General features: G+C 50.8%; 24 protein-coding genes and 5 pseudogenes. 2 read left to right on the forward strand and 27 right to left on the reverse strand.

Annotated elements, in window-relative coordinates:
- Nucleotide 1: 1 nt before the first annotated feature.
- From NFS22_RS11370 to NFS22_RS11435, 14 genes and pseudogenes are all read right to left on the reverse strand, one after another.
- Entirely contained in the window at nt 2-955 is a 954-nt protein-coding gene (locus NFS22_RS11370) for a hypothetical protein (RefSeq protein WP_251317884.1), read from the reverse strand.
- A 4-nt stretch (nt 956-959) separates the two neighbouring features.
- The gene (locus tag NFS22_RS24085; RefSeq protein WP_478293012.1) at nt 960-3,416 is read right to left on the reverse strand and encodes a YodL domain-containing protein; all 2,457 of its coding nucleotides are present in this window, start codon (nt 3,414-3,416) and stop codon (nt 960-962) included.
- A gap of 32 nt (nt 3,417-3,448) precedes the next feature.
- Nucleotides 3,449-3,691 (reverse strand): annotated as a pseudogene (locus NFS22_RS11380) (DNA topoisomerase III); the annotation flags it as partial.
- A pseudogene (locus NFS22_RS11385) lies at nt 3,680-3,925 on the reverse strand (CD1107 family mobile element protein); the annotation flags it as partial. The pseudogenes NFS22_RS11380 and NFS22_RS11385, both read right to left, overlap by 12 nt.
- Nucleotides 3,915-4,184, reverse strand: coding sequence for a DUF4315 family protein (locus NFS22_RS11390; protein WP_251317885.1), 270 nt, complete (start codon nt 4,182-4,184; stop codon nt 3,915-3,917). The pseudogene NFS22_RS11385 and the gene NFS22_RS11390, both read right to left, overlap by 11 nt.
- 71 nt (nt 4,185-4,255) lie before the next feature.
- Nucleotides 4,256-4,549, reverse strand: a pseudogene (locus tag NFS22_RS11395) (VirB6/TrbL-like conjugal transfer protein, CD1112 family); the annotation flags it as partial.
- A gap of 19 nt (nt 4,550-4,568) precedes the next feature.
- Nucleotides 4,569-4,664: pseudogene (locus NFS22_RS23850) on the reverse strand (Maff2 family mobile element protein); the annotation flags it as partial.
- 79 nt (nt 4,665-4,743) lie between these two features.
- Nucleotides 4,744-6,366, reverse strand: a complete 1,623-nt coding sequence (locus tag NFS22_RS11405) for a recombinase family protein (protein ID WP_251317887.1) — start codon at nt 6,364-6,366, stop codon at nt 4,744-4,746.
- Nucleotides 6,367-6,499: 133 nt separating this feature from the next.
- A complete protein-coding gene (locus NFS22_RS11410) occupies nt 6,500-6,697 on the reverse strand; it encodes a transposon-encoded TnpW family protein (protein ID WP_103242804.1) in 198 nt (65 codons plus the stop codon).
- The gene (locus tag NFS22_RS11415; RefSeq protein WP_251317888.1) at nt 6,694-7,545 is read right to left on the reverse strand and encodes an ATP-binding protein; all 852 of its coding nucleotides are present in this window, start codon (nt 7,543-7,545) and stop codon (nt 6,694-6,696) included. The genes NFS22_RS11410 and NFS22_RS11415 overlap by 4 nt, the downstream gene beginning before the upstream one ends.
- A 63-nt stretch (nt 7,546-7,608) precedes the next feature.
- Nucleotides 7,609-8,373 (reverse strand): phage replisome organizer N-terminal domain-containing protein, encoded by a 765-nt coding sequence (locus tag NFS22_RS11420; protein ID WP_251317889.1) that lies wholly within the window; start codon nt 8,371-8,373, stop codon nt 7,609-7,611.
- Between the two features lie 114 nt (nt 8,374-8,487).
- Nucleotides 8,488-8,874 carry a cysteine-rich VLP domain-containing protein gene (locus tag NFS22_RS11425; protein WP_125130396.1) on the reverse strand — a complete coding sequence of 129 codons (387 nt, stop codon included), beginning with the start codon at nt 8,872-8,874 and terminating at the stop codon, nt 8,488-8,490.
- Nucleotides 8,864-10,495 carry a relaxase/mobilization nuclease domain-containing protein gene (locus NFS22_RS11430; RefSeq protein WP_251317890.1) on the reverse strand — a complete coding sequence of 544 codons (1,632 nt, stop codon included), beginning with the start codon at nt 10,493-10,495 and terminating at the stop codon, nt 8,864-8,866. Before NFS22_RS11430 ends, NFS22_RS11425 begins: the two co-directional genes overlap by 11 nt.
- Nucleotides 10,467-10,862, reverse strand: coding sequence for a plasmid mobilization protein (locus tag NFS22_RS11435; protein WP_251317891.1), 396 nt, complete (start codon nt 10,860-10,862; stop codon nt 10,467-10,469). The genes NFS22_RS11430 and NFS22_RS11435 overlap by 29 nt, the downstream gene beginning before the upstream one ends.
- Before the next feature lie 18 nt (nt 10,863-10,880).
- Here NFS22_RS11435 and NFS22_RS11440 point away from each other — a divergent pair, with 18 nt between their 5' ends.
- Nucleotides 10,881-11,189 (forward strand): hypothetical protein, encoded by a 309-nt coding sequence (locus NFS22_RS11440; protein WP_251317892.1) that lies wholly within the window; start codon nt 10,881-10,883, stop codon nt 11,187-11,189.
- Nucleotides 11,190-11,332: 143 nt separating this feature from the next.
- Here NFS22_RS11440 and NFS22_RS11445 read toward each other — a convergent pair whose 3' ends face one another.
- The 13 genes and pseudogenes from NFS22_RS11445 to NFS22_RS11505 form a co-directional block, all read right to left on the reverse strand.
- Nucleotides 11,333-11,491: a helix-turn-helix domain-containing protein gene (locus tag NFS22_RS11445; protein ID WP_251317893.1), complete on the reverse strand. Its 159-nt coding sequence runs from the start codon at nt 11,489-11,491 to the stop codon at nt 11,333-11,335.
- Nucleotides 11,492-11,528: 37 nt separating this feature from the next.
- Entirely contained in the window at nt 11,529-11,987 is a 459-nt protein-coding gene (locus NFS22_RS11450) for an RNA polymerase sigma factor (RefSeq protein ID WP_251317894.1), read from the reverse strand.
- A gap of 65 nt (nt 11,988-12,052) precedes the next feature.
- Entirely contained in the window at nt 12,053-12,307 is a 255-nt protein-coding gene (locus tag NFS22_RS11455; protein WP_251317895.1) for a YgiT-type zinc finger protein, read from the reverse strand.
- A gap of 31 nt (nt 12,308-12,338) precedes the next feature.
- Entirely contained in the window at nt 12,339-12,983 is a 645-nt protein-coding gene (locus NFS22_RS11460) for an ABC-2 transporter permease (RefSeq protein ID WP_251317896.1), read from the reverse strand.
- Nucleotides 12,980-13,840 (reverse strand): ABC transporter ATP-binding protein, encoded by an 861-nt coding sequence (locus NFS22_RS11465; RefSeq protein WP_251317897.1) that lies wholly within the window; start codon nt 13,838-13,840, stop codon nt 12,980-12,982. Before NFS22_RS11465 ends, NFS22_RS11460 begins: the two co-directional genes overlap by 4 nt.
- Nucleotides 13,833-14,213, reverse strand: a complete 381-nt coding sequence (locus NFS22_RS11470; protein ID WP_251209539.1) for a GntR family transcriptional regulator — start codon at nt 14,211-14,213, stop codon at nt 13,833-13,835. Before NFS22_RS11470 ends, NFS22_RS11465 begins: the two co-directional genes overlap by 8 nt.
- 438 nt (nt 14,214-14,651) lie before the next feature.
- A pseudogene (locus tag NFS22_RS11475) lies at nt 14,652-14,780 on the reverse strand (Maff2 family mobile element protein); the annotation flags it as partial.
- A 453-nt stretch (nt 14,781-15,233) separates the two neighbouring features.
- Nucleotides 15,234-15,428: a hypothetical protein gene (locus NFS22_RS11480; protein WP_016289961.1), complete on the reverse strand. Its 195-nt coding sequence runs from the start codon at nt 15,426-15,428 to the stop codon at nt 15,234-15,236.
- Nucleotides 15,421-15,588 carry a hypothetical protein gene (locus NFS22_RS11485; RefSeq protein ID WP_172523262.1) on the reverse strand — a complete coding sequence of 56 codons (168 nt, stop codon included), beginning with the start codon at nt 15,586-15,588 and terminating at the stop codon, nt 15,421-15,423. The genes NFS22_RS11480 and NFS22_RS11485 overlap by 8 nt, the downstream gene beginning before the upstream one ends.
- Nucleotides 15,581-17,368 (reverse strand): VirD4-like conjugal transfer protein, CD1115 family, encoded by a 1,788-nt coding sequence (locus NFS22_RS11490; protein ID WP_251317898.1) that lies wholly within the window; start codon nt 17,366-17,368, stop codon nt 15,581-15,583. The genes NFS22_RS11485 and NFS22_RS11490 overlap by 8 nt, the downstream gene beginning before the upstream one ends.
- Nucleotides 17,365-17,847, reverse strand: a complete 483-nt coding sequence (locus tag NFS22_RS11495; protein ID WP_065531842.1) for a PcfB family protein — start codon at nt 17,845-17,847, stop codon at nt 17,365-17,367. Before NFS22_RS11495 ends, NFS22_RS11490 begins: the two co-directional genes overlap by 4 nt.
- A 41-nt stretch (nt 17,848-17,888) precedes the next feature.
- A complete protein-coding gene (locus tag NFS22_RS11500) occupies nt 17,889-18,116 on the reverse strand; it encodes a DUF5348 domain-containing protein (protein WP_016284538.1) in 228 nt (75 codons plus the stop codon).
- A gap of 31 nt (nt 18,117-18,147) precedes the next feature.
- A complete protein-coding gene (locus tag NFS22_RS11505) occupies nt 18,148-19,152 on the reverse strand; it encodes a DUF6017 domain-containing protein (RefSeq protein WP_478293015.1) in 1,005 nt (334 codons plus the stop codon).
- A 548-nt stretch (nt 19,153-19,700) separates the two neighbouring features.
- On the opposite strand from NFS22_RS11505, the gene NFS22_RS11510 reads away from it, so the two are divergent.
- Complete coding sequence (locus tag NFS22_RS11510; RefSeq protein WP_251317899.1) at nt 19,701-20,597, forward strand: MSCRAMM family protein; 897 nt, start codon at nt 19,701-19,703, stop codon at nt 20,595-20,597.
- Nucleotides 20,598-20,625: the final 28 nt, after the last annotated feature.

Consider the following 20,625-nt stretch of genomic DNA (forward strand, 5'->3'; position numbering starts at 1 on the left):
CTCATACCTCCAATCCGTGATTGTTTGTTTTCGCCGCCGCTTTCTTCGGGGCGGTTCTCTTTTTGTCCTGTGCAAGCTGCGCCCGGACAGAGGGGCGGGGCTTCCTTATCTGTCTGTCCCGGTTCTCGTCCTTGCCGATCAGCGCGTATGTGCCGTAGCTGTTCTTGATTTGTGAGAAAGCAAGGGTCTTATAGGGCAGCATGGAGAAAAGGCGTTCTGTGTCCTTTGTAGAAGCAAGCCGCATAAAGGACGGGGACAGCTCCACCATGAAATGAGATTTATCCGGGCTGTTGGGGGCAGACAGCTTTTTCATGTCTGCCACAATGCGCCGCGCTTCCCGTTCGATCATGCCCTCATGCAATGCGGCGATATGCTCCTTAAAATCCCCCGGTTTCAGCTTATCCCGGCTTTCCTTTTCCTCCCGTAACAAAAATTGCAGGGCTTCCGGGTCTTTGGGCTGTACCTCGAAGCGTTCAAACTTCCCAAGTTGGGGGTCGGGATAACCGTCAAAGCGTCGGTCTGCGGGCTGCTCCCGCGTACCATGCTCATACACAAGCGTCACCGTCCCGGCGGCAAGGGTATTGTCCTTGACGCGCTCATAGTGCTTTTCATAGTCCAGCTCATACAGGTTGCCCTTGATCTTCCCGCCCTCTGTCCCGGTCAGTTCCACGGCATACGCAAGGATAGGGTCACGGCTCTGCTCCTTGTAGTAACGCCATGTATTATGCGGGGCGGTGTCGCTGATGAAAACGTCACGCTCCCGGAAACAGTACGTCCCGGACGGGCGGGAAAGCCACAAGAGGGTTTTATCCTCCTTGCTGGGGCTTGCCGCCTTTTCCGCAATGATCTGTTTATCAATGTCAAAATCACTCTGATAAAATCCTGTGTTCTGTTTCAGAATGGCTTCAAGGGAAGCCAGCACGTCCACATTTTCAAATTTATTCCGTTTCCCCATAGGGTCAGCTCCTTTCCAAGTCCTGCGACTTACTTCTTGCCTGTTTCTTCTGCGCCGCCCGTTCCTTGTCGGCTTTAAGCTGCGCCCGGATAGAGGGCTTCTTTTCCGGCTTTTTTCCCGGCTCCGCTTTTTTGCCCTGTCCCTTTTCCGCTTTCAGCGCGGCGGCATACTCGGCAAGGGAGATCTGTTCGCCGCTTCTCGCCTTTTCTTCCAGCTCGTCAGCGGTAGGGGTGGGCGTGTTGTTGATGATACCGTCAAAATTATTGTCGTTCTGCTCGATAGCGTCCTCGACGTGCTTTAAGGGGTTTGCCTTTTCCGGCTGCTCTGCGGCGACTGCAAACGCCTGTGTCCCGTTCCCCATAATGAGATACTTCCCGTCCTCCGACGTGTGGTGAAATCCATACCCGGCTTCTTTCATCTGCTCGGCGGTCATATCGGTTACAGAAAAGCTCCCCCGTGGCGTTCTGATCTGCTCCCCGGTCATGCGGGTGTCGGGGGTAAGCTGCGGGGTCTGCTCGTGTAAAAACTCCGGCACTTCCCGATAACCGTAACTGTCTGCATAGTGGGCGGTGTCCTGTCCGTTCTGATGAAGCACTACCACGTCAGAGGTTGAAAGGCTGTGTCCCTTAAAATCTTTCGGGTGGTCGATATTGAAACGGACGGAAATATCTTCAAGCGTCATATCCGGCGCAAGTGGCGCGGTATAGATAAGGTCATAATTTGCCGCTTCCACGGAAAGCCCCGCCGCCTGTAAGCGGTCGTAAGGTTCAAAGCGGTAGTCCCTTGTTTCGTCGCCGCGCTTTAGCTGGTAAATAGAAAAGGTGTCTTTGTCCGGCTCTTTTTTGTCGGCGGTCGGCTCCGGCACTTCCTGTCCCGGCTCGGCTGCGGTCTGCGCTTCCTGTGCCTTTGCGTAGAGGTCTTTCACGTCGCCCTGTGTCAGCTCCCCGGTTTCCAGCTTCCCCAAAAGCTCCCGGCACTTCTCCGGGGTTCCTGTGTAGAGAATATCCCCCAGCTTCGCCATGCCGTTATCCTGTGCCACATACTCCTGCAAGAGATAGCTGTTTTCCGGGCTGTCGCTGTATGGGTTCTGCCGCACCTTGTAAAAGGTTTCCGGCGTAGTGGGTTTCTCCGGCGCGTCTGCGGTTCCCGGCTCGGTGTCCTGCGGCTGCTCCGGGGCGGCTGCTTTTTCTGCGGCGGCTTCCTGCCTTGCCCGTTTCTGTAACTCGGTGGGGCGTTCCCCGGTAAGGGGCTGTATGCACTTGATACAATCGGCGGCATAGATCGCATTGTCGTTTAACTGCCGCTGCCATGCTTCCGTGCTGGGCGCATAACGGAAGCCGTTCCCTTTCAGTTCCTCCCGGATTTCCTTATCCGGCTTTTCGTCAAAGAAAATCTGCAAGCGGTTATCCGCTGTGTTGGCTTCCACACGTCCCCCGTCAAACTCCCAGCCCACATATCCAAGCTCTTTCCTCCGGGTAAGGGCAGTAATTCGGTTTTTTAATCTGCGGATTTCCGCGTTGTTGTTGGATAGCTGGTAGCTCTCAAAGGGTTTCGGGTTCGCCCGGTAGCTGCCGGACATGGACGCTTTCAGCTTTTCGATCTGTTCCGGGGATAAGTGGGGGCAGCCGTCAAGGGTCTTATTCTTTCGGTAATAGGCGTTGACCGCTTTCATGGTTTCCTGTGCCTGTTCCAGCTTTGCAAGTTTGCTTTCCAACTTAGAAACGGCGTTGGGGTCGTCGGCACTGATACCGCCCATGCCCGTACTGCGGATTTTGTCAAGCAAGCCCTGTATCTCCCGGTATTCCTCCATGTTCTTATCTGCGGCGGCGTTCTGCTTCTCCTTTTTACGGACAGGGAAATTGCTTCCCCCGGCAATCATAATGGACGGGACGCGGGCGGTGATCTCATAGCCTTTATTCATGTTCGCCGCCAGCTTCCGGGCGTAAGCGTCAAGCAATCCGTCAATTTTTTCATGGAAAGAGGGGTCAACACGCTTTTTCTGCCTTGCGGCAATTTCGGCGGCTTCGTCTACATAGTGGCGGTATTCTGCCGTTGCGCTTCCGGGATTGTAATCGGAAAAGCTGATTGCTTCCTTTGCGCGGCGGGCGGCGTTCTCATTGATCGGGTAGTATGTAACCGTTGTTTCCGTCGGCTCCGGGGTGGAAGTCTGCGCCGCTTCACTGGTGGTTGGCTCTGCTTGTTCCGGCATATCTGCTTTTTCAGAAACGGGGCTTTCCGGCTCCTGCGGCTTTTCCTGTGCTTCGGGTTCTCCCGGCTCCTGCGGTTCGGCGGTCTGCGCTGCTTCCGGCTCCGGCGCGGTGTAAGGCTCGTACCCGTTGGCGGCGTATTCCTCCACGGTCATTCCCGCGTCTGCCGCTTCCTGTGCGATTTCTGCCTTGACGTGTTCCTTGTAGGCGGCAAGCTCCATGTCAAAATCTTTGAGCTGTGGGACGGGCGGCAAAGGGTACTCTTTTCCTATGCTTGCTACGGAACTTATTTTTTCTTCGGTATCTCTATCTTGTAGTTGACATACTTCCCGCCCGTATCAGCTAAAACAACGGTTCCGTCATAGGTTTTGCCTGTTTTCGGGGAATACAAGCCCTTGACGTTCGCCTTGCCGGATTTTAAGAGGGCGGCGGCAATCTTCGCGGAAAACGTGACTTTCCTTTCCTCAAAGAAACGGTCGTTTTTCCACATGGTAAAGGTGCAATCCCGGTTAGAACAATTGCCGTTTTTGGTCGTCACGGTGATAAGCTGCTTGTTGCCGCCGAAATCGTCAACCAGCGTCGCGTTCCCGTCCGGGGTGAGGGGTTCTTCCTTTTCGGGTTCCTCGTAGACAACGCCGCTGTCGTCGGTCGCGTCGTCCTGTCCCTCCGGGGTCTGCGCGTAGGCGGTGACGGAAAAGCCGCCCATGAGGATAAGGGCGGCGCAAAGGGTCAAAAGCATTTTAAGGGTTTTCTTATTCTTCATCTTCGTTTTCCTCCTGTTCGTCATTGTCTGCGCCGCTTAAAACGGGCGCGGGGGTCATGCCGGGGATTGCCCCGTTTTGCAGCATGGCGGTAAGCTCCTGCGGGGAAAGCCGCATAGAGCGCACAAGCTGGACGATCTGCAAATTCTCCGCTTCGGTTTTCTGCGCTTCCAGCCCTTTGAGCTTGTTCTGATACTCGGTGATCTTCTCGTGGGTCTTTTCAATCTCCCGGTTGATACGGTCAATCTTGTTTGCTGCCATAGTGTAAAACTCCTTTCATAGTCAAAAATGTGTTCAGTTCCAATTCATCAAGCCGTACCCTTTGATACAGCCATAAACGTGTCAACGTCGTGCATATTGTTCTTTTCCGTTACCATGCTGATTAGCTCCACGCATAGGACGTAAGTAATGACAAGCCCCGCTATGGGGACAATGACATTTTCTGATAATGAGCGTATCATGCTGAAAATGCCCGCGTTCCACCCCTGCGGGGTCTGCCCTACCTCGGCGGCGATTGTGCCGACTTTCTCGTTTACGTCCCCGAACATAGTTGACAGGTTCCCGTTAATGGCTCCTATGAGGATTTCCTTTATCCATTCCGTGATCGCGTCAAGTATGCTCTGCATAGGCTCTTACCTGCGCTTTTTAACCGAACAGCCCGGAAAGCAGGGGTACAAGGGTCATGCCGATCAGGGCAACGCCGCCGCCCGCCATGAGCTGCTTCATGCCCTGTGATTTTGCTCATGTGAGATAAAGAAGTAAAAGAAGTGTAAAAAATTTTGCCGTTCCCTGTCCGGCTGACTGCCGGACGGGTCGGGCTTTAGTCGGGCAATTCTACCTTGCCGACAAAAGAGTAATAGATTTCGATTTCCTGTCTGCGGAGCTTCCCCCGGCGTTTCCCGTCAAGGGCTTCCGATTCGTGGATTACGATTTTCTCCACAAACTCCCGTAACAGGGTAGGGGTAAGTTCCTCAAAGCTGGTGTACTTGCGTACCACTTTCATAAACTTTTCAGCGTTTGCCGTGGCTTCCAGCGTTTTAGAAAGCTCGCTCTGCAAAGCGGCGGCTTTCTCTTTCAGTTCCTTTTGCTCGGCTTCGTAGTCTGCCGACAATTCCGTGAAACGCTCGTCCGATATGCGCCCGGTCACACTGTCCTCATACAGCCGCTTGAAGATGGCGGAGAGTTCCGCAATCCGTTTTTCTGCCGCTTCCAGCTCTTTCTTCTTGGCGGCGTTCCGGCGTTTGCTCCCGTTCTCGGTCTGCTCGGTCAACAGCTTCATAAACCGGGCTTCGTGCCTGGCGGCGTAGCTGGTGACTTTCCGTAGGTTCTCGGTCACTCCGGCGGTCAACAGGTCGGTGCGGATAAAGTGCGCCGTACAGTCTGCCGTGCGCTTCTTGTAGCTGCCGCAGATATAGCAGTCCTGCCGCCGCTTGTCCGTCTGATAGCGTTGCTGGTACATGACGCTGCCGCAGTCGGCACAAAAGAGCAAGCCGGAGAACAAACCCACTTCATCATAGCGGTTAGGGCGTTTGCGCTGCTTGCGTAGCTCCTGCACACGCTCCCATGTGTCCTTGTCGATTATCTGCTCGTGGTGGTTCTCGAAGATTGCCTGTTTGTCCTCGCTGTTGTAGATAATCTTGCTGCACTTGTAGGATTGTGTGGTGGTCTTGAAGTTCACAAGGCAGCCCGTGTATTCCCGGTTTTCAAGGATATGTACCACGGTATTCGCCGCCCATTTGCACTCATAGCCGGGGTGGTAGCGGCGGGTTCTCCCTGTCCGGCGGTATTCCAGCGTTCCCGGCGTGGGGATTTCCTGCTCCGTGAGCATACGGGCTATCTTGGTCGGTCCGTTCCCGGCAAGGCAAAGGCTGTAAATCTGCTTCACCACGGGGGCGGCTTCTTCGTCAATGATGAAATTTTCGTCCTCGTCCATGAGGTAGCCGTACACGGGCTTACTTGTGACAGGCTTCCCACTCATGCCTTTTGACCTCTTGACTGCTCTGATTTTCTTGCTCGTATCCCTCACCAGCCATTCGTTAAAAATGTTACGCAAAGGCGCAAAATCGTTGTCGCCCTGTGCGCTGTCAACGCCGTCATTGATTGCAATGAAGCGGACGCCGTTCTGTGGGAAAATCATTTCTGTGTACATTCCCACTTGAAGATAGTTTCGCCCTAACCTTGACATATCCTTTACGATAACCGTTCCCACAAGCCCCGCTTCAATGTCGGCAAGCATGGACTGGAAGCCGGGTCTTTGGAAATTTGCCCCGGAGAATCCGTCGTCCGTGTACCATTTGAGGTTGGAAAAGCCGTTCTGTTTTGCGTAGGCTTCAAGGATTCGCTTCTGGTTGCTTATGGAGTTGGATTCGCCTTGGAGCGTGTCCTCGTGCGACAATCTCGGATATAGGGCGGTAATCAGTTTTTGGGTGGTCTGTCTTGTCATGGTTTCCTCCATTTCCGACAGCCAGCCCCACTATTCCGTAGGTTTATTATACCATAGGGCGGGGCTTGCTGTACAGTCCTTTTTGCTACTTTATGTCGAAAAATATCACATTATTTTATTAAGGCTTATCGCATTACATAGCGTGTGCGGCTGTTCCCCCGGCTGCGCTTTCCGCTTCCAGCACTTTCATCATCTTGTCGGCGGCGGTGGCGGTCGTGCCTTGCTTGAAGTAGCCGGAAACCACAAGGACGGTGTTCCCCCGGCGTACTTCTGTCACGCAATCCGGGCGGCGGGCGGTAGTGGCGGTGCTTCTGTTGGGGGTGTCGGTCATAGGCTCTCCTTTCTGTTCAGCAGCTTTTTAAGGTGTTCCATTTTCTCCCTTGCTTTGGCTTTTCTGAAATTCTCCCCGGTAATACGGACGGGGGTACACATTTCTGTAAGGCGGTCATAAATGCGGGCGTGGGCGGTGTCCTCCGGGTTCTGCAATTCTTCCAGCGTCAAATTTGTTGTGACAATCAGCGGCTTTTGGCTGCGGTATCGGCTATCAATCACGTTGTAAACCTGTTCAAGCCCGTATTCCGTGCCACGCTCCATGCCAAAATCGTCAAGGATAAGCAGAGGGAAGCTGCAAAGGCGGGCTATGTATTCGTTCCTGTCCTTGTAGCTGGCGGCAAGGTCATTGAGGATAAGGGCAAAGTTTGTCATGCACACGGAAACCTCTTTCTCCATGAGGGCGTTGGCGATACACCCGGCGAAGTAGCTTTTGCCTGTGCCTACCATGCCCCATAACAGATAGCCGATATTCCCGGCTTTCATTTCCTCCCAACACTCTACATAAGCATGGGCTTTGTGCATTTGGGGGCATTTCCCGTTGTCGTTTTCAAACGTCCATTCCCGCATAGCCGGGTCGGTGAAGCCTGTCCGTTTCAGTCGTTCCACTTCCTCCCGGTGCTTGTATTCCCTGTGGCTGGCTTCCAGCGTTTCCCGGCGTTTTCTCTGGCAGTCACATTCTTTGGGGTGTCGGTCACGTCCGAAAAAGGTCTTGCCCTCCGGGAAGTAGGCTTCTTTGGGCTGGCGGCAGCTCCCGCAATATAAAAGCCCGTCCTCGCCCGTGTAGTCCTCCGGCTCTGCTTCCTGTGCCGTGGCAAGCCGGAAAATAGCGTTATCATAATCACTCATAAAATCGTTCCTCCTTGTTCATGGTCTTTTACGCCCTGTTTACGGGGCGTTGTGTCTATGCGGTCAAAGGCTCTCGCCCTCTTTGTAGGAATAATCGGGGATTCCCTTTTTCGGCTTCCCCTTTGCCCTGTCATCAGCCGCCCAACGCCGGATAGTGGCGGCATGGTTCTTGTATTTCTTCCCGCTGGAAGCGATATAGCTGGATAGACGGTCAATGTAATACTCCCATTTGCCGGGAAGCTCCTCTTGCAGCTCCGCAAGCTCTTTTTCTGACAAGAATACGTTTTTGTATCTGCCAAAAGGGGCAGGGGCTGTCTGTCCTTTCTTTAGCTCTCCCTCTCTCTTTATCTCTAACTCTATATCTATCTCTTTCTCTATCTCTATCTCTGGTGGACAAATGTCCGCCCCGTCTGGTGGACGTTTGTCCGCCACGGCTTCCGGCAATGCCTTTTGTTCCTGCAAAGCCCGCCTTGCCCGGCGTTTGCGCTCCCCCTCGGTAGAGGACTGACCGATTAAGAGTTCAATGTTGCTCATGTATAAAGCCCCGTTCTGCAACGGCTCTACAAGCCCCAGTTTCATAAAAATCTGCAAAGCCCTTTCCACTGTGCCGACTTGCTGGCGGGTGATTGTGGCTATCATCTGTGCGGTGTAGGGGATATTTTCGGCAATCTGGAGCTTTCCCCCGTTTTTCAGTGATTTTAGGTACAGCTTCAAGAGAATGTTTGAGTAGAGCATACCGTCCTGCATACTTTCCAGCAGCACGATAGCGTCCTCGTCAAAATAGCTCTCTTTCAGCTTTAGGTAGTAATATTTGCGGTTGTCTGCCATTCGTTCCTCCTTTGGTCTGTTCTGTGGCTTCTGTTACGCAATTAAAGCGGCTTTTGTGGGGGTAAAGGATAAATGTACCGCCTACCCGTTGAGGGCGGTCAAAAAAGCCTTGATTTACGGGGGTTTGGAATATCCTAAAGCGTGACATTTATCCCTCTGTTTCCGCTTGCGCTGTGCGGCTTTGATTCTTTTCATGCGTCCGGCGCAATCCGGGCAGTATTTCCCACGGTTGGACTTTGGGAGAAAATACCCGCCGCACTCGGTACAGCGTTTCCTGTCTGCCCGGTGCAAAAGGGCGGCTTCCAGCTTCCCGTCCAGCGGCAGAACGGCGGTAATGAACCAGCGGCATATAAGCGAATAGCTGATACTCTGGACGCATACGCAAGGCTCGCCGTTATCCAGCAAGATACAGTTGCCGTTATCGTAGTTGCAGCACTCATGTACAAGGCGGCGGGCGGCTCTGTACTGTGGGTAGTCCATGTAGGGGCGTTTACCGTTCATTTTCCCGCCCCTTTCCCCGTTCCGGCTCACGGCGCAGGATTTGGTTTATGTTGCTCTTTATAGTCTGTAATTCCTTTGTTTTCTCCCTCTTTTCCCGGTATTCGTTGTAAAGGCTGTTCTTTTCCCTCATAAGCTGCTCAATCTCCGCTTGTAGGGCTTTGGACGCTGGCAGCTTGGAGATTCCCTGTGCCTTGAAATACCGGGCGGCAGATTCAGAAATGATAAACTCGCTTTCATGCTGCTCACGGTAGGCTCTCCGGGCTTTCTCCGTTTTCTGCGCTTTAAGTCCGTCACGGGCTGGCTTGGTCTTGATATACGCCAATAGCTGTTTCTGCAAGTCCTTTTTCTCCCGTAAAGTGCTTTCCACGGCTTTCAGTTTCCCGGTGGTTTCATGCAAGCCCGCATTGGCGGCGGCAAGGGCAGCTTCCAGTTCTTCCGGGGAAGAAAAGCCGGATTCCTCATAAACGCTCACGGTAGCCGCCATTTGCTTCAAGTTGTGCAAGGTCGCCCATTTCTCATAGCCTTTCCCCTTGCCCTCGGCTTTCTTGGCGGCTATGTCTACCATGCGCTGTACGCTGTCCTGTTTCGGGGCGTTTATGGCGGCTTTGTTGCGCTGTAAGCGGTCTTTTATGCTGCGGGGGTATTCCTGTTTGGGTGCGGGTGTTTCGGCGGCTCTGGCGGCGTTCTGTGCGTTTTGGGTGAGTGTTTCCAGTAGGTTGGCACGGTCAAAATCATCACCTAATCTCCGGGCGGTGATGGGCTTCGTCCTGTCCGGCGTGAGATACGATAACCTCCCCCGGCTCTCCTTGACGGTCACGCCCTGTTGTAGCAACTTCCCGGAAAAATCCTCAAAGGAAACAGCAGAGGACAGGGCGGCTCGGATTGTGCGCCGCAGCTTCTCCTTGTCGGTTTCAAATTTTGTAAGTTTGAGCGGTTCGCCTGTGGCGGCAAGGGAAGCGTTCTCTTTATCCAGTGCGGCTTGTCCTTTCCGCTTTGCCCAATACTCACGCTCGGTAATGCGGTTCTTGCTCCCATGCAATAAGTCAATCTGATAGAGGTTTTCCCGGTGGCACATCTCCATGACTTCCGCTTTGAAATACTCCATAGCTGCGTCCGTACAGCGGTGCTTGCAGCCCTCCCTTGTGTCCGCTGGTCTTTCCATGTAGGGAAGCAGCGGCACTTCCGCAATCCGTAGGGAATTGATTACGATATGCACATGAATGTTGCCGCTGTGGTTATGCCCGTCCGGGTGGGTGCAGACAAGGGCTTGGTGTCCGGGGAAATGCGTCTTGCAAAATTCCTCTCCCAATGCTTGCGCCCGGTCTACGGTCAAGCCGTTGTCTGGTGCGTCACGGGGGTCAAAACTGATAATGTAATGGTGGCTCTTTACGTCCTCCCGTTTCTGGTTCTTGCCGTATTTCAGATTGGAGCGCATACAGGCGATTGCAAAATCTTCCTCACCGCAATTCAAAGAGGAAATGCGGTAATCGTCACGGATAACAAGCTGCCCGTTTCCGTCCAGTGTGGGCTTCATGGTAAACTCGTCATGCTCAAAGGTTAGGTACTGTTCAGCCGCCCCATAGTCGGCATTTTTAGAGCTGATATGTTTGAACGTTGCCAACGGCTTCACCTACTTTCTGCAAGACTTCAAACTTCAAGGCGGCAAGCTCCGCTGTGGCGGTTCGTACCTCTTGGGAGAGGGCGTTATAAGGTGCGCCGTACTCATTCAGACAGCGGGCAATCTGGTTCAAGTTGCCGCCGATTTTCCCGTACTCGGCTGTGAGTTTCCCAACGGCAGAGAGCAGTTCATCATTGACCGGGGAAACGGTAATAACAGGCTGTATTCTTGACTTGGTAAGGGCTTGCCGGATAAACTCGGCTTGGCTCATTTTGCAGAGGGTGACACGCTCGGAAAACTCGGCGTATTCTTCCTCGGTCAAGCGTGTTTTGATTACCCGGTGGCGGTGGGGCGTGTTGTATCTTTTCATGGCTGTGAACCTCCTTTCATGGGTGGATTTTTTCAAGCGGCGCAAGCCGCAAAAAGGCGGGCTTGGGGTGGCAACCCCAACAAGATTCCCATAGGACAAAATGAGCGATTAGCGAAATTTGGTACTGTGGTAGAATCTTGCTCTAAGAAAGTGGCGGCTTCCTCTGTGCTGGCTTCCCTCAATACCTTTAGTGCCGCAAGCGGGGATTTTGCCAAAGCAGCGGCGGTATTTCTCCCTCTGATACCTACAAACCAGCAAAAAGCAAAATGGACGTTGATTTGTGGAAATTTCCCCTCATTCCTTACAACACCACGCAAGCCGGAATAGGCGGGAATTTTGAGAAATTTCTTTTTATCCCCCTTTGCACGGCATAATACTGGCGATTTTTGAAAATGCCAAAAATGGGCGCAAAAAAACAGGAAACCTTTTTTGATTTCCTGTCTTGGTGTGCCGCTTCTATGTAGCGGCGGTTATTCAGTTTTTCGGTATGGCTGTTCATCAAAACGGAACTTGAACAGGGCAGTGACAAGCCGCTGTTTTATGCTGTCCTCGGTATCCCTGTCGATATGCCCGTTTTCAATGGCGGCGATTCGGATACGCTTGCTGTAATGCCGTAAAACCTCGTCCACGGCTTCCGGCTCTCAGCTGGTCGCCCGGACAATCGTTTCATAGGGCAAAAGATTCGGATTCCCCATGTGAAAGCACCTCCATTTTCCTTTGCAGGAGTTTTAACGTCCTGCGGATTAGATACCCGGTCGTACTCCGGCAACGTCCGTACATTTTCCCGATTTCCTGTTGCGCATAATCCCCGAAAAAATAAAGGAATATGATTTCCCGGTTTCTCTCCGGCAGGGATAACAGGGCGGCGGCAAGCTCCCCATTGGTGAGGATAACTGTCTGCCCGCATATCGTTATGGGGTATTCTTCATAGGGTGCTTCAAAATATTCGTCTGTTGTGCCTAAAGGGTAAAATTTTTCTTCTGTGAGGTATTCAAGGGATATTTCTTTTTGCCGCCGTCTGCTTCTGTCACGCCATGCGTTGAGTGCCGCAAAGCGTATGACGGTCTTGCAAAAGCCGTTGAACGTATACATGATATGTTCTTTGTATGCTTCTGTGCAAGGCATAAATGATTCCCCCTTTCTCCCACATGGGGCGGTGCATGGTTTACGGTTGCATATTTATCATTCAGCTAAAAAAGGATTTGTGACGCTGCGCTTTCTTCCTCTTCATATTTTGCATAATCAAGATTCCTTGATGGATAATCATGGGCATATTTTTTCAGGCGTTCTAATATAATATCATTCACAACAATATCCCCGCATTTTTCACATTGTTTTGCCGGAACATTTGTTGCTTTCCGCATGGTTCCGTGTATTTCAATGTCGATATTAGTGATGATGGAAACTTTTTTGCCGCCACACTTTTTGCACTTACTGAAAAACATATTTTGCCTCCTCACATTGAATTATTGTTTCTTATTTTCGTTTAAGATAAAGAACAACAGCAATTCGATACGAAATGAATTGAATCATACTGCCTGCCGCTATACCTCCAAGCGTTAAAATGATTGTGTGCGACTGCAAACTTTTTACAATTCCAGACAATGCGGATACAAAAGAAGGAATTAACACGAATGCCATTACTGCTACAAAAGAAATCAAAGACCACATTTTGGCTTTGGTGTAGCCCATTTTGAAATATAAGGGCATTTGTATTCCCGTTATTGCAGAAAAAACCAAAAAAGATAAACTGAATCCAAACATGATATCTTGTATACTAATCGCTGCGTTTCGATAAAACGCAAAGCCAAAATATAGGGCAATAACCGCCAAAAAAGTGATAAGATAGTTTACATACATAAAAATATATCGTCCAAGAACAATATCATTTAAACCAACGGAGACAGAACCATATAGGTGGTCAAGGTTGTTTTTTTCCTGTATGGCAAAAATGCTGGAAGCCTGCAATGCTACGAACCATGCGCCCGTAATACATAACACAGTAACAGAGGAACCCATAAATCCAAACATCAAAACGGCTGCTGCCAACGACAAATATGAAAATAGCTGTGATTTCATCGTGAAAAAATCCAGTTTTGCGACTTTCATAGAAGCTCTCATTTCTTTATACCTCCTTTGCTCATATAAATTATAATATCATCAATCGTGGCAGTATCAAGAATACAATGCCCGTATTGAGCTGCTTCATTTGCGGTAATAAGCCCCTCAAATCCCATATTTGTTTTACGCAATCCGGCAATATTTTTTTCAAGCTCCGGCGTGAGGTCTTGCGGTCTGCCTTTGACAAGCCGATAACTGTTTATCAAATCCTCCATACTGCCCGTAAAAATCATATTGCCCTGATTGATAAACGTAATGTAATCGGCAACCTGCTCCAAATCAGAAGTAATATGCGTTGAGAATAAAACACTCCGTTCCCCATCTTTTATATAGTCTTGCAGAATTTCTAAAAACTCGTCACGGGTAACAGGGTCAAGCCCGCTTGTTGGTTCGTCCAATATAAGCAGCTTTGCATTATGTGAAAAGGCACAGGCAAGCATTAGTTTCATCTGCATACCACGTGATAAGTCGCCAACTTTTTTATTTTGTGGCAGACAAAAACGTCTTATCATATCGTCAAACGTATTGTGCCGCCAATCGTCATAGAAAATAGAAATCGCCTTTTCTGTATCCCTTACTGTCCAACTGTCAACATAAAACATATGGTCAAATACAACACCGATTTCCTGTTTTACCGCCTTTTCGTGAAGTACATTATCTTTGCCAAAAACCAGGATTTCTCCCTCATTCTTTTCAAGCATATTAAGAATAAGCCGTATCGTTGTTGTTTTTCCAGCGCCATTTGAACCAACCAGTCCCATAATGTAACCTTGCGGCAAAGTAAAACTGATATGATTGAGTCTAAACCCTTGAAAGTTCTTGCTTACACCTTTTAATTCCAAACATTTTTTAGTCATGGTCTACCTCCAATAAAAGTTTTAACAAACTGACAATTTCATCATCAGACATAGGGATGCGCCCGGCTGCCAGTATTGCGTTGTTAAGGTTTTTTTCTACTTCTTTGATTAGCTGCTCTCTAATTAAGTTTGAGCCGCTTGACATCACAAAGAAGCCTTTACCTTGACGGCTTGTAATAAAACCCTCCTGTTCCAATTCGTTGTAGGCTCGTGTAGTGGTTAGCACACTTATTTTTAAATCTCTTGCCAGTTGCCGAAGCGAAGGAAGCGTTTCATTTTCTGCAAGTTCCCCTGTTAAGATTTGTTCTTTTACCTGTTCCTTTATCTGCGCATAAATCGGCAAATCAGAACTATTTGATATTACAATATGCAAGCAATCACCTCTCTTCAACTGTATATTAAAAGACATATACAGTATATCCAGAAATATCAGTCATGTCAATAGGATAAAAATAACTTTTATAGAGTTTTGCATATTTCAAAGAACATTACGACTAAAACAGGTTTTATATAAATTTGTTGATAGGGAAATATCAAAGAAAGAATGAGGGGAGTTCCGTAGTAGTCGGCATTGTGGGAATGTGTATAACTGGCTGTCTTATGGAATTGTGGGTAACTCTGTTTGCAGGACGTGGGAAAGCTGCACTTTAGCTTTTCCATGTGCTGTGAATAGAGTTATCCATGATTCCATAGCCTGTTATGCACATTTCCACAATGCTTGTCTTTGGGTCTTTGATTTTTATGATTCGGAATAGTGTGGTGCTGGCAGTCTATCTCTTGTTTTCGGTTGCTTGCTTCTTTACCGTACATGAGCATTCGCGCCAGGGTTGTCATTGCCGTAGCCCTCCATGAGATTGATCACGCCCCAAATGCCAAGTCCGGCTCCAAGTGCCACAACAAGGGTCTGCAAAACGTCTACTGCTGAATTAAAAAATGCCATGTAAAATCCTTTCTGCCGCGTCTGCGGCTGTCCGGCAAGCGGACAAAAGGCGGTCAGCGTTTGGTCGCCGCCGCATAAAAAAACCGCCCTGTGATAAAGGCGGTGTCCCCGCGCTGCGTAAGTTCTGCGGCGCGGCGGTATTCAGTTGTAAAGGGTTGGGCGGTACGTCCCCCGGTAGGGGCGCGTACCATGTAGCCCGTGTTTACGTTCTTGATTTCCGATCAGCTCCTTAAAAAATCTTTTTATGAATGACAGGTAGGAAAGGGTCTTTTTCCGTAGCAGTCGGCGGTGTGGGAATGTGGATAACTGGCTGCTCTTTTGGGGCTGTGGGAAACGCTGTTTGCAGGACGTGGGAAAGCCGCACTTTGGCTTTTCCATGTGCTGTGAATGGCGTTTTCCATAGCCCCATAGCCTGTTATCCACATTTCCACGGCGCAAATCTTTTATGCCCTGTCACTGTTTCGGGACAAGCCCCATGCGGCGGGCTATTTCCTCCGCGTAAAGCTCCACATAACGGCGTTCCATTTCTTCCCGCCACTGCCAATATTCCTGTATTGCTGCGTCAATGGCGTTTGCCGTTTCCAGCAGCCACTTCATTTCAAGCTGCTTCCGCTGTTTCTCCTGTTTCTTTCTGATACGCTTATTCATTTCTTGCGTCCTCCTGTAAATGCGCCCGGTTCTTCTCGTAAAGCCGTTCACAATCCTTGATAAACTTCCGTAAGGCAGCTTGCCGCCGCTGTTCCTCCCGGATTTTCGGGTTGATAAGCACCGTAAACCGCCGCTTATCATTTCCGGGGTGTTCATTCATGGTCTGTGTCCTCCTGTAAGCCCTCCCCGTCAATCTCGTAGTAGTCAAATTCCTCGTCCGGCTTCACAATGGCGGGGCGGCGTTTGATGTGCTTTTCCATGTCAAAGGCGTTTTTCGGGTCTGCGTCGGAGAGGTACTTGTATTTCGGGTGTTTCGTTATATCGAATTTATCCGAAAAGAACGGACGTACCCCGCGCACCTGTAAAATGCACTTGCCCCCGTCCATAACCGCGATTTCATCTTCGGTCATAAGCTGCTTTCCCATTTTCTGATAGTTCAGCCCGTGGGAAAGCTCCCGCCCCCGCGTTTCGGACGTGTTGAAGCTGTCTATGGTTTCTTTTCCTAAAAGCTCCGACATTTCTTTGAGCGTCGTTTTTTCCTTGCCGCCTAAGAAAAGCGTCGTGTCGCAATTCCCGCTTATGGTGTCCGCGTTGTCCTTGTAGATTGCCTTTAGCTGTGACTGGCTCTGCAAAATGATGGAAGCCGATATTTCCCGGCTCCTTATGGTGGCTATGAGTTTTTCAAACTTCGGTATCTGCCCGATATTCGCAAATTCATCAAGTAAGCACCTTACATGGACGGGAAGCCGCCCGCCGTATTCATCATCTGCCTTGTCGCATAAGAGGTTGAATAACTGGGTATAGAGTATGCTCACGACAAAGTTAAAAGTGTCGTCGGTATCGCTGATAATGACAAAAAGGGCGGTCTTTCTGTCCCCCAGCGTGTCAAGCTCCATTTCGTCCGTTTCCATAAGCTCCCGCAGCTCCCGTATGTCAAATGGCGCAAGCCGCGCACCGCAGGAAATGAGGATAGAGCTTCGCGTCTTGCCCGCCGATAACAGGAATTTCTTGTACTGCCGGACAGCGAAATGCTCCGGGTCTTTTTCTTCCAGCCGTTCAAACATGAGGTCAACCGGGCTTTGAAATTCCGGGTCGTCCTCGCGGGCTTCGCTGGCGTTTATCATTTCAAGCAGCGTCGTGAAATTCTTTTCTTCCTCCGGGGCTTCATAGTGGATATAGCCGATAAGGGCGCAGTAAAAAAGCCGTTCCGACTTTACCCAAAAATCCTCCCCGGATTTCTCCCCGTCGCCTTTGGTGTTGGCGATTATGGTATTTACCAGCTTCAAAATGTCTTTCTCGCTCCGCAGATAGGCAAAGGGATTGTAGCGCATGGACTTTTTGAAATTGATTGTGTTCAGCACTTTTATCCGATAGCCGCCCCGCTGTAAGAGCTTCCCGCACTCGATTAAGACAGTGCCTTTCGGGTCTGTGACAACATAGCTGCTGTGCATTTGCATAAGCGACGGTTTGACGAAAAACCTTGTCTTGCCGCTGCCGGAACCGCCGATCACAAGGATATTTTTGTTTCTTGCATATTTCGGCTGCTTCGGGCGGCTGTTCATGGTGAGCCGTTCCGTCTGTGTCAATGGGATATTGTTCTCAAATACCGGGTCTGTGTACGGCTTTATATCGTCGGCGGTTCCCCAACGCGCGGAACCGTACTCAATGCCTTTGCGGTATTTCTTCGCGTTCTTGCCTTTTAGGTAAACGGCAAGCCGGATAATCACCGCCCCGGCAACGCCGATCAGCAGGTCGGCGGGGTGGAAGCTGGGCGCGGCACTGGCAAAGGCGGCTGTGAAGCCCTCCCCAAGATGTAAAATCTTTTGGCTTGCGTCCATGCCGGGGGAAAGCCGGACAGCCGCGCCTACCTTGTCAAACAGGTACACAAAGAGCAGATACGGGAGATTGAGAATAAGCAGCTTTTTGATTTCCGGCTTCATAGCGATACCTCCCTGTCCTTGTGTTTGGTCTGCTGGCGGCTGGCGTTCAGCTCCTTTGCCTTTTCCCGGAAAGCGGCTAATGCCTTTCGGATTGAGGGCTTTTTATCCTGCGTCAGCTTCTTTGCGGAAAACTCCTTGAAAGCGGCGGTCAGCGCGTCCGCGTCCCTGCCCTTGAAGAATACAAGGTAGCGGGGCGGGGTTTCCGTCGCGTCCTTTTTCAGCGCAAAGTCGATACCATATTTTTTCGCTGTACTCTCAAAGGCTTTGATGTTGTCCTTTGTGATCTCAATGTTGGAAACGCCTGTATTCTGCTTCATAAGCTGCTTTAGGGTCTGCTTCCCGTGGGGGATTGCCTGTCTGTCAAGCTCTTTCTTTGCCTGTGAGAGCAGCTTTTTGATTGCCTTTTGCAGCACTTCGGCGGTCAGCTTCCCGGTCTTGATATACAGGGCAACGGTTTTTTCGTTGATTTCGTCCTGCATGGGGTCTGTCCCTCCTTTCGGGGTAGTCTATGGGGCGGCGGTCAGATACGCACCCGCAGCCCGTTTAAGTCGTCGGCTCTGATACCCACCAAGTACCATTCCTGCGCCATATTCATTTCAATGCGGGTCGGCTTCCACTTGCCGCGTGTGAACACGTCGAAACAGTCCCCGCAATGCAGCCCGCCGTAATAGCTGGCAAGGTCAAAGCGAATGTCGTAGCGGTCTGTGCGCTCGTCAAATACCAATGCTCCCGTCATTTTCTGTGCCATAATAAAATCCTCCTTTTGTGGTTGTGGGTGGTTACAGGCTTTCGCCCGGTTTGAATGAATAGGGGTCGTGCGGCTCCTGTGGCGCAAGTGCGCCGCTTGCCATATCGTGAGCCACAAGGGACGTGTAATAGTTGCCGATTGTGGACGGGGCATTGAAAAGCACCGCCCGTAAATACTGCTTGATGTTGCGGATTTTGGTTGTGTTCTCTTTCATGCAGTCCAGCACAAAGCGGATATGTTCAGCGTCCAGCTTCATAAACTTTGCTTTTACCAGCTCGGCGGGGTAGTCGTCCCCGGCAATGCGGATCGTCTTTCTCCGGGTACAGACGGTTTCCAGCATGAGGTCTACAATTTCATTCAGCCTGTCCCCGTCAAACTTCATATCCTGTATGAGAATGTCATAGTCGATATTTTCCTTGATGATCTCCCGGTAAATCTCAAAAGCGGTCTGTGCTTCCGCTTCCTTTCGTTTCCGTTCCGGCGGCGTAGCCGCTTCCTGCTCCAAAGGAGAGGGGTTAGGGGAATGGATAGGAATGGAATGGGTACTTTGTAAATCCGTATTTCTTTTTTCTTTTGTTGGTAAGTCAGTTCTTTGTATATCTTTATTTAATTGCATTGGATTTTCCAACGTAGGTTTTTCCAACATTGGTTTTTCCTGCATTGGATTATCCAATGTTGGATTTTCCAATGTAGGTAAATCCGGCGTAGGTTCTGTATGCGGCTGCTCATAGATTACATAATCGGCTCCCCGCAAGCGTCCTTTCTCGTCGCGCTCCCGTGATCGGACGATATACCCGGCGCGTTCCAGCTCCTTTATGGCTTCCCGGATAGCGTCTATCTTTTCCCGGTTGATCTGTGACAGCCCCGCAAGGGTGTAGTCCCAATCTTCGGGAAGGGAAAGCATTTGCGACAAAAGCCCCTTTGCCTTTAAGGTTAGCTCCTTGTTGCGTAAATGGTGGTTGCTCATAACGGTATAGCCCTTGTTGCGTTCCACTCGGAAAACTGCCATAGCTTCATCACTCCTTTGGTTGTGGATTTGTTACGCGATAGAACGCCATTTTGCCGGGGTTAGGTATAAATCCCTGTCCCCGGCAAAAGTGCGCCCGCAAAGCCGCATATAGCAAGGCTCTTTTTGCCCCTACTGCGTAACATGAGGGCATAAAAAAAGCGGCGTTCCTGTTCTCCCGGTTAGGGATAGAGAAACGCCGCGTTTGCGTCGTATTCAGTTTTCATTTATTCTTTCTCAATGCTGTGTGCTGGTGGCTGGGCTGGCAGGGTTCCGGGCGGCATATCAAGGCTCTTTCCCTCAAAAGTAGTAAATTGGTAGTAAATTCAGCTTGAAATCCTGCTTGTATGCCCGTAAATCAAGGCTTTTTTGAGATAATCAACCATTTTCTGTAAAAATACACAATAGGTAGTCCCACGAACTTTACTGCATTAAAAAATGGAGCCGATTGTACTAGCCAAATTGAAAATACAATTAGTGGGCTAAAGTTTACATTAAAGGCTGATGAAACAATCCGAATTGACTTTGAAGCAGATACCTCTTTCCGGTTTGAAGTCACAGAGGACGACTCATCCCAGTTGACCAGTATCACTGGAACTGGCGGCATTGCGGACATGGCGGCCAAGAAGTTCACCAGCAGCGGCGGAGCATCCAAAGTGACCTTTACTAATGGTACCACGATCACTGAGAAAAAGCCCGTTTATCTGAAGCTGAAGAAAATCGCCGCCACGGACAAGCGGCCTCTCTCCGGCGCGGAGTTCTCTGTCTATGCAGATTCCTCTTGCAGCGGAACGCCTCTGGCCGTGATGACCACCGGCGCTGACGGCACAGCCAGCACCTCCGTCCCCAACATTGTGGAGGATGGTGGCTCTGTGACCCTGTACGTCAAGGAGACAAAGGCCCCCGCCGGCTGTACTCCGCTGGCCTCCCCCTTCACTGTGACCTGCAAGGCCCCGGAGAACAGCACGGCGGCGGGCGCGGTCCAGGTCGGCCCTGCAAGCGGGATCGAGAACGGCGGCATCCCCGAGCCGGGGAAAGCCCTTCTGTTCAAGCGGGACGCGCTGACCAACACCGGCGTCGGCCCCGCCACCTTCGAGTTCAGCTCCGTCACCAACGGAGTGTATGAGTTTGACACCGATGAAGCTGGCGTGTTAGAGAGCGTGCAGTGGTGGGACCCCACCGAGGCGTCCGGGAAGTATATCAAGCCCGGTGAGTACGCTGTAACGGAATTGGTCCCGCCCCCCAATTACGAGCCCACCACCGAGGTCCAGCAAATCAAGCTGGAACTGGACGCCAACGGCAACCCCATCCCCGCCGGCCCCCTTGTCTTCAAAAATCTGGCGAAGGTCGGACTGAAGATCGTGAAATATGACCGGCAGAGCCACCGGCCCATGGCGAACGTCACCTTTGAGATTTTCCGGGACGGCGTTTCTCTGGGCAACTATGAGACGAACGCCAGCGGCGAGATCTCCTGACCGGCATCGAACCCGGCACCTACCGGGC

It is taken from the genome of Flintibacter muris, assembly GCF_943192995.1.
In the GTDB taxonomy this organism is placed as follows: Bacteria; Bacillota; Clostridia; order Oscillospirales; family Oscillospiraceae; genus Lawsonibacter; species Lawsonibacter muris.

Excerpts from the sequence above, each read along its gene's own strand:
- NFS22_RS11500 (WP_016284538.1), bottom strand. The coding sequence starts at position 18,116 with ATGGCACAGAAAATGACGGGAGCATTGGTATTTGACGAGCGCACAGAC.
- NFS22_RS11405 (WP_251317887.1), bottom strand. The coding sequence starts at position 6,366 with ATGACAAGACAGACCACCCAAAAACTGATTACCGCCCTATATCCGAGA.
- NFS22_RS11450 (WP_251317894.1), bottom strand. The coding sequence starts at position 11,987 with ATGCCTTGCACAGAAGCATACAAAGAACATATCATGTATACGTTCAAC.
- NFS22_RS11370 (WP_251317884.1), bottom strand. The coding sequence starts at position 955 with ATGGGGAAACGGAATAAATTTGAAAATGTGGACGTGCTGGCTTCCCTT.
- NFS22_RS11480 (WP_016289961.1), bottom strand. The coding sequence starts at position 15,428 with ATGAATAAGCGTATCAGAAAGAAACAGGAGAAACAGCGGAAGCAGCTT.
- NFS22_RS11440 (WP_251317892.1), top strand. The coding sequence starts at position 10,881 with ATGGGTGGATTTTTTCAAGCGGCGCAAGCCGCAAAAAGGCGGGCTTGG.
- NFS22_RS11415 (WP_251317888.1), bottom strand. The coding sequence starts at position 7,545 with ATGAGTGATTATGATAACGCTATTTTCCGGCTTGCCACGGCACAGGAA.
- NFS22_RS11485 (WP_172523262.1), bottom strand. The coding sequence starts at position 15,588 with ATGAATGAACACCCCGGAAATGATAAGCGGCGGTTTACGGTGCTTATC.
- NFS22_RS11465 (WP_251317897.1), bottom strand. The coding sequence starts at position 13,840 with ATGACTAAAAAATGTTTGGAATTAAAAGGTGTAAGCAAGAACTTTCAA.
- NFS22_RS11420 (WP_251317889.1), bottom strand. The coding sequence starts at position 8,373 with ATGGCAGACAACCGCAAATATTACTACCTAAAGCTGAAAGAGAGCTAT.
- NFS22_RS11490 (WP_251317898.1), bottom strand. The coding sequence starts at position 17,368 with ATGAAGCCGGAAATCAAAAAGCTGCTTATTCTCAATCTCCCGTATCTG.
- NFS22_RS11410 (WP_103242804.1), bottom strand. The coding sequence starts at position 6,697 with ATGACCGACACCCCCAACAGAAGCACCGCCACTACCGCCCGCCGCCCG.
- NFS22_RS11390 (WP_251317885.1), bottom strand. The coding sequence starts at position 4,184 with ATGGCAGCAAACAAGATTGACCGTATCAACCGGGAGATTGAAAAGACC.
- NFS22_RS11435 (WP_251317891.1), bottom strand. The coding sequence starts at position 10,862 with ATGAAAAGATACAACACGCCCCACCGCCACCGGGTAATCAAAACACGC.
- NFS22_RS11495 (WP_065531842.1), bottom strand. The coding sequence starts at position 17,847 with ATGCAGGACGAAATCAACGAAAAAACCGTTGCCCTGTATATCAAGACC.
- NFS22_RS11425 (WP_125130396.1), bottom strand. The coding sequence starts at position 8,874 with ATGAACGGTAAACGCCCCTACATGGACTACCCACAGTACAGAGCCGCC.
- NFS22_RS11455 (WP_251317895.1), bottom strand. The coding sequence starts at position 12,307 with ATGTTTTTCAGTAAGTGCAAAAAGTGTGGCGGCAAAAAAGTTTCCATC.
- NFS22_RS11460 (WP_251317896.1), bottom strand. The coding sequence starts at position 12,983 with ATGAGAGCTTCTATGAAAGTCGCAAAACTGGATTTTTTCACGATGAAA.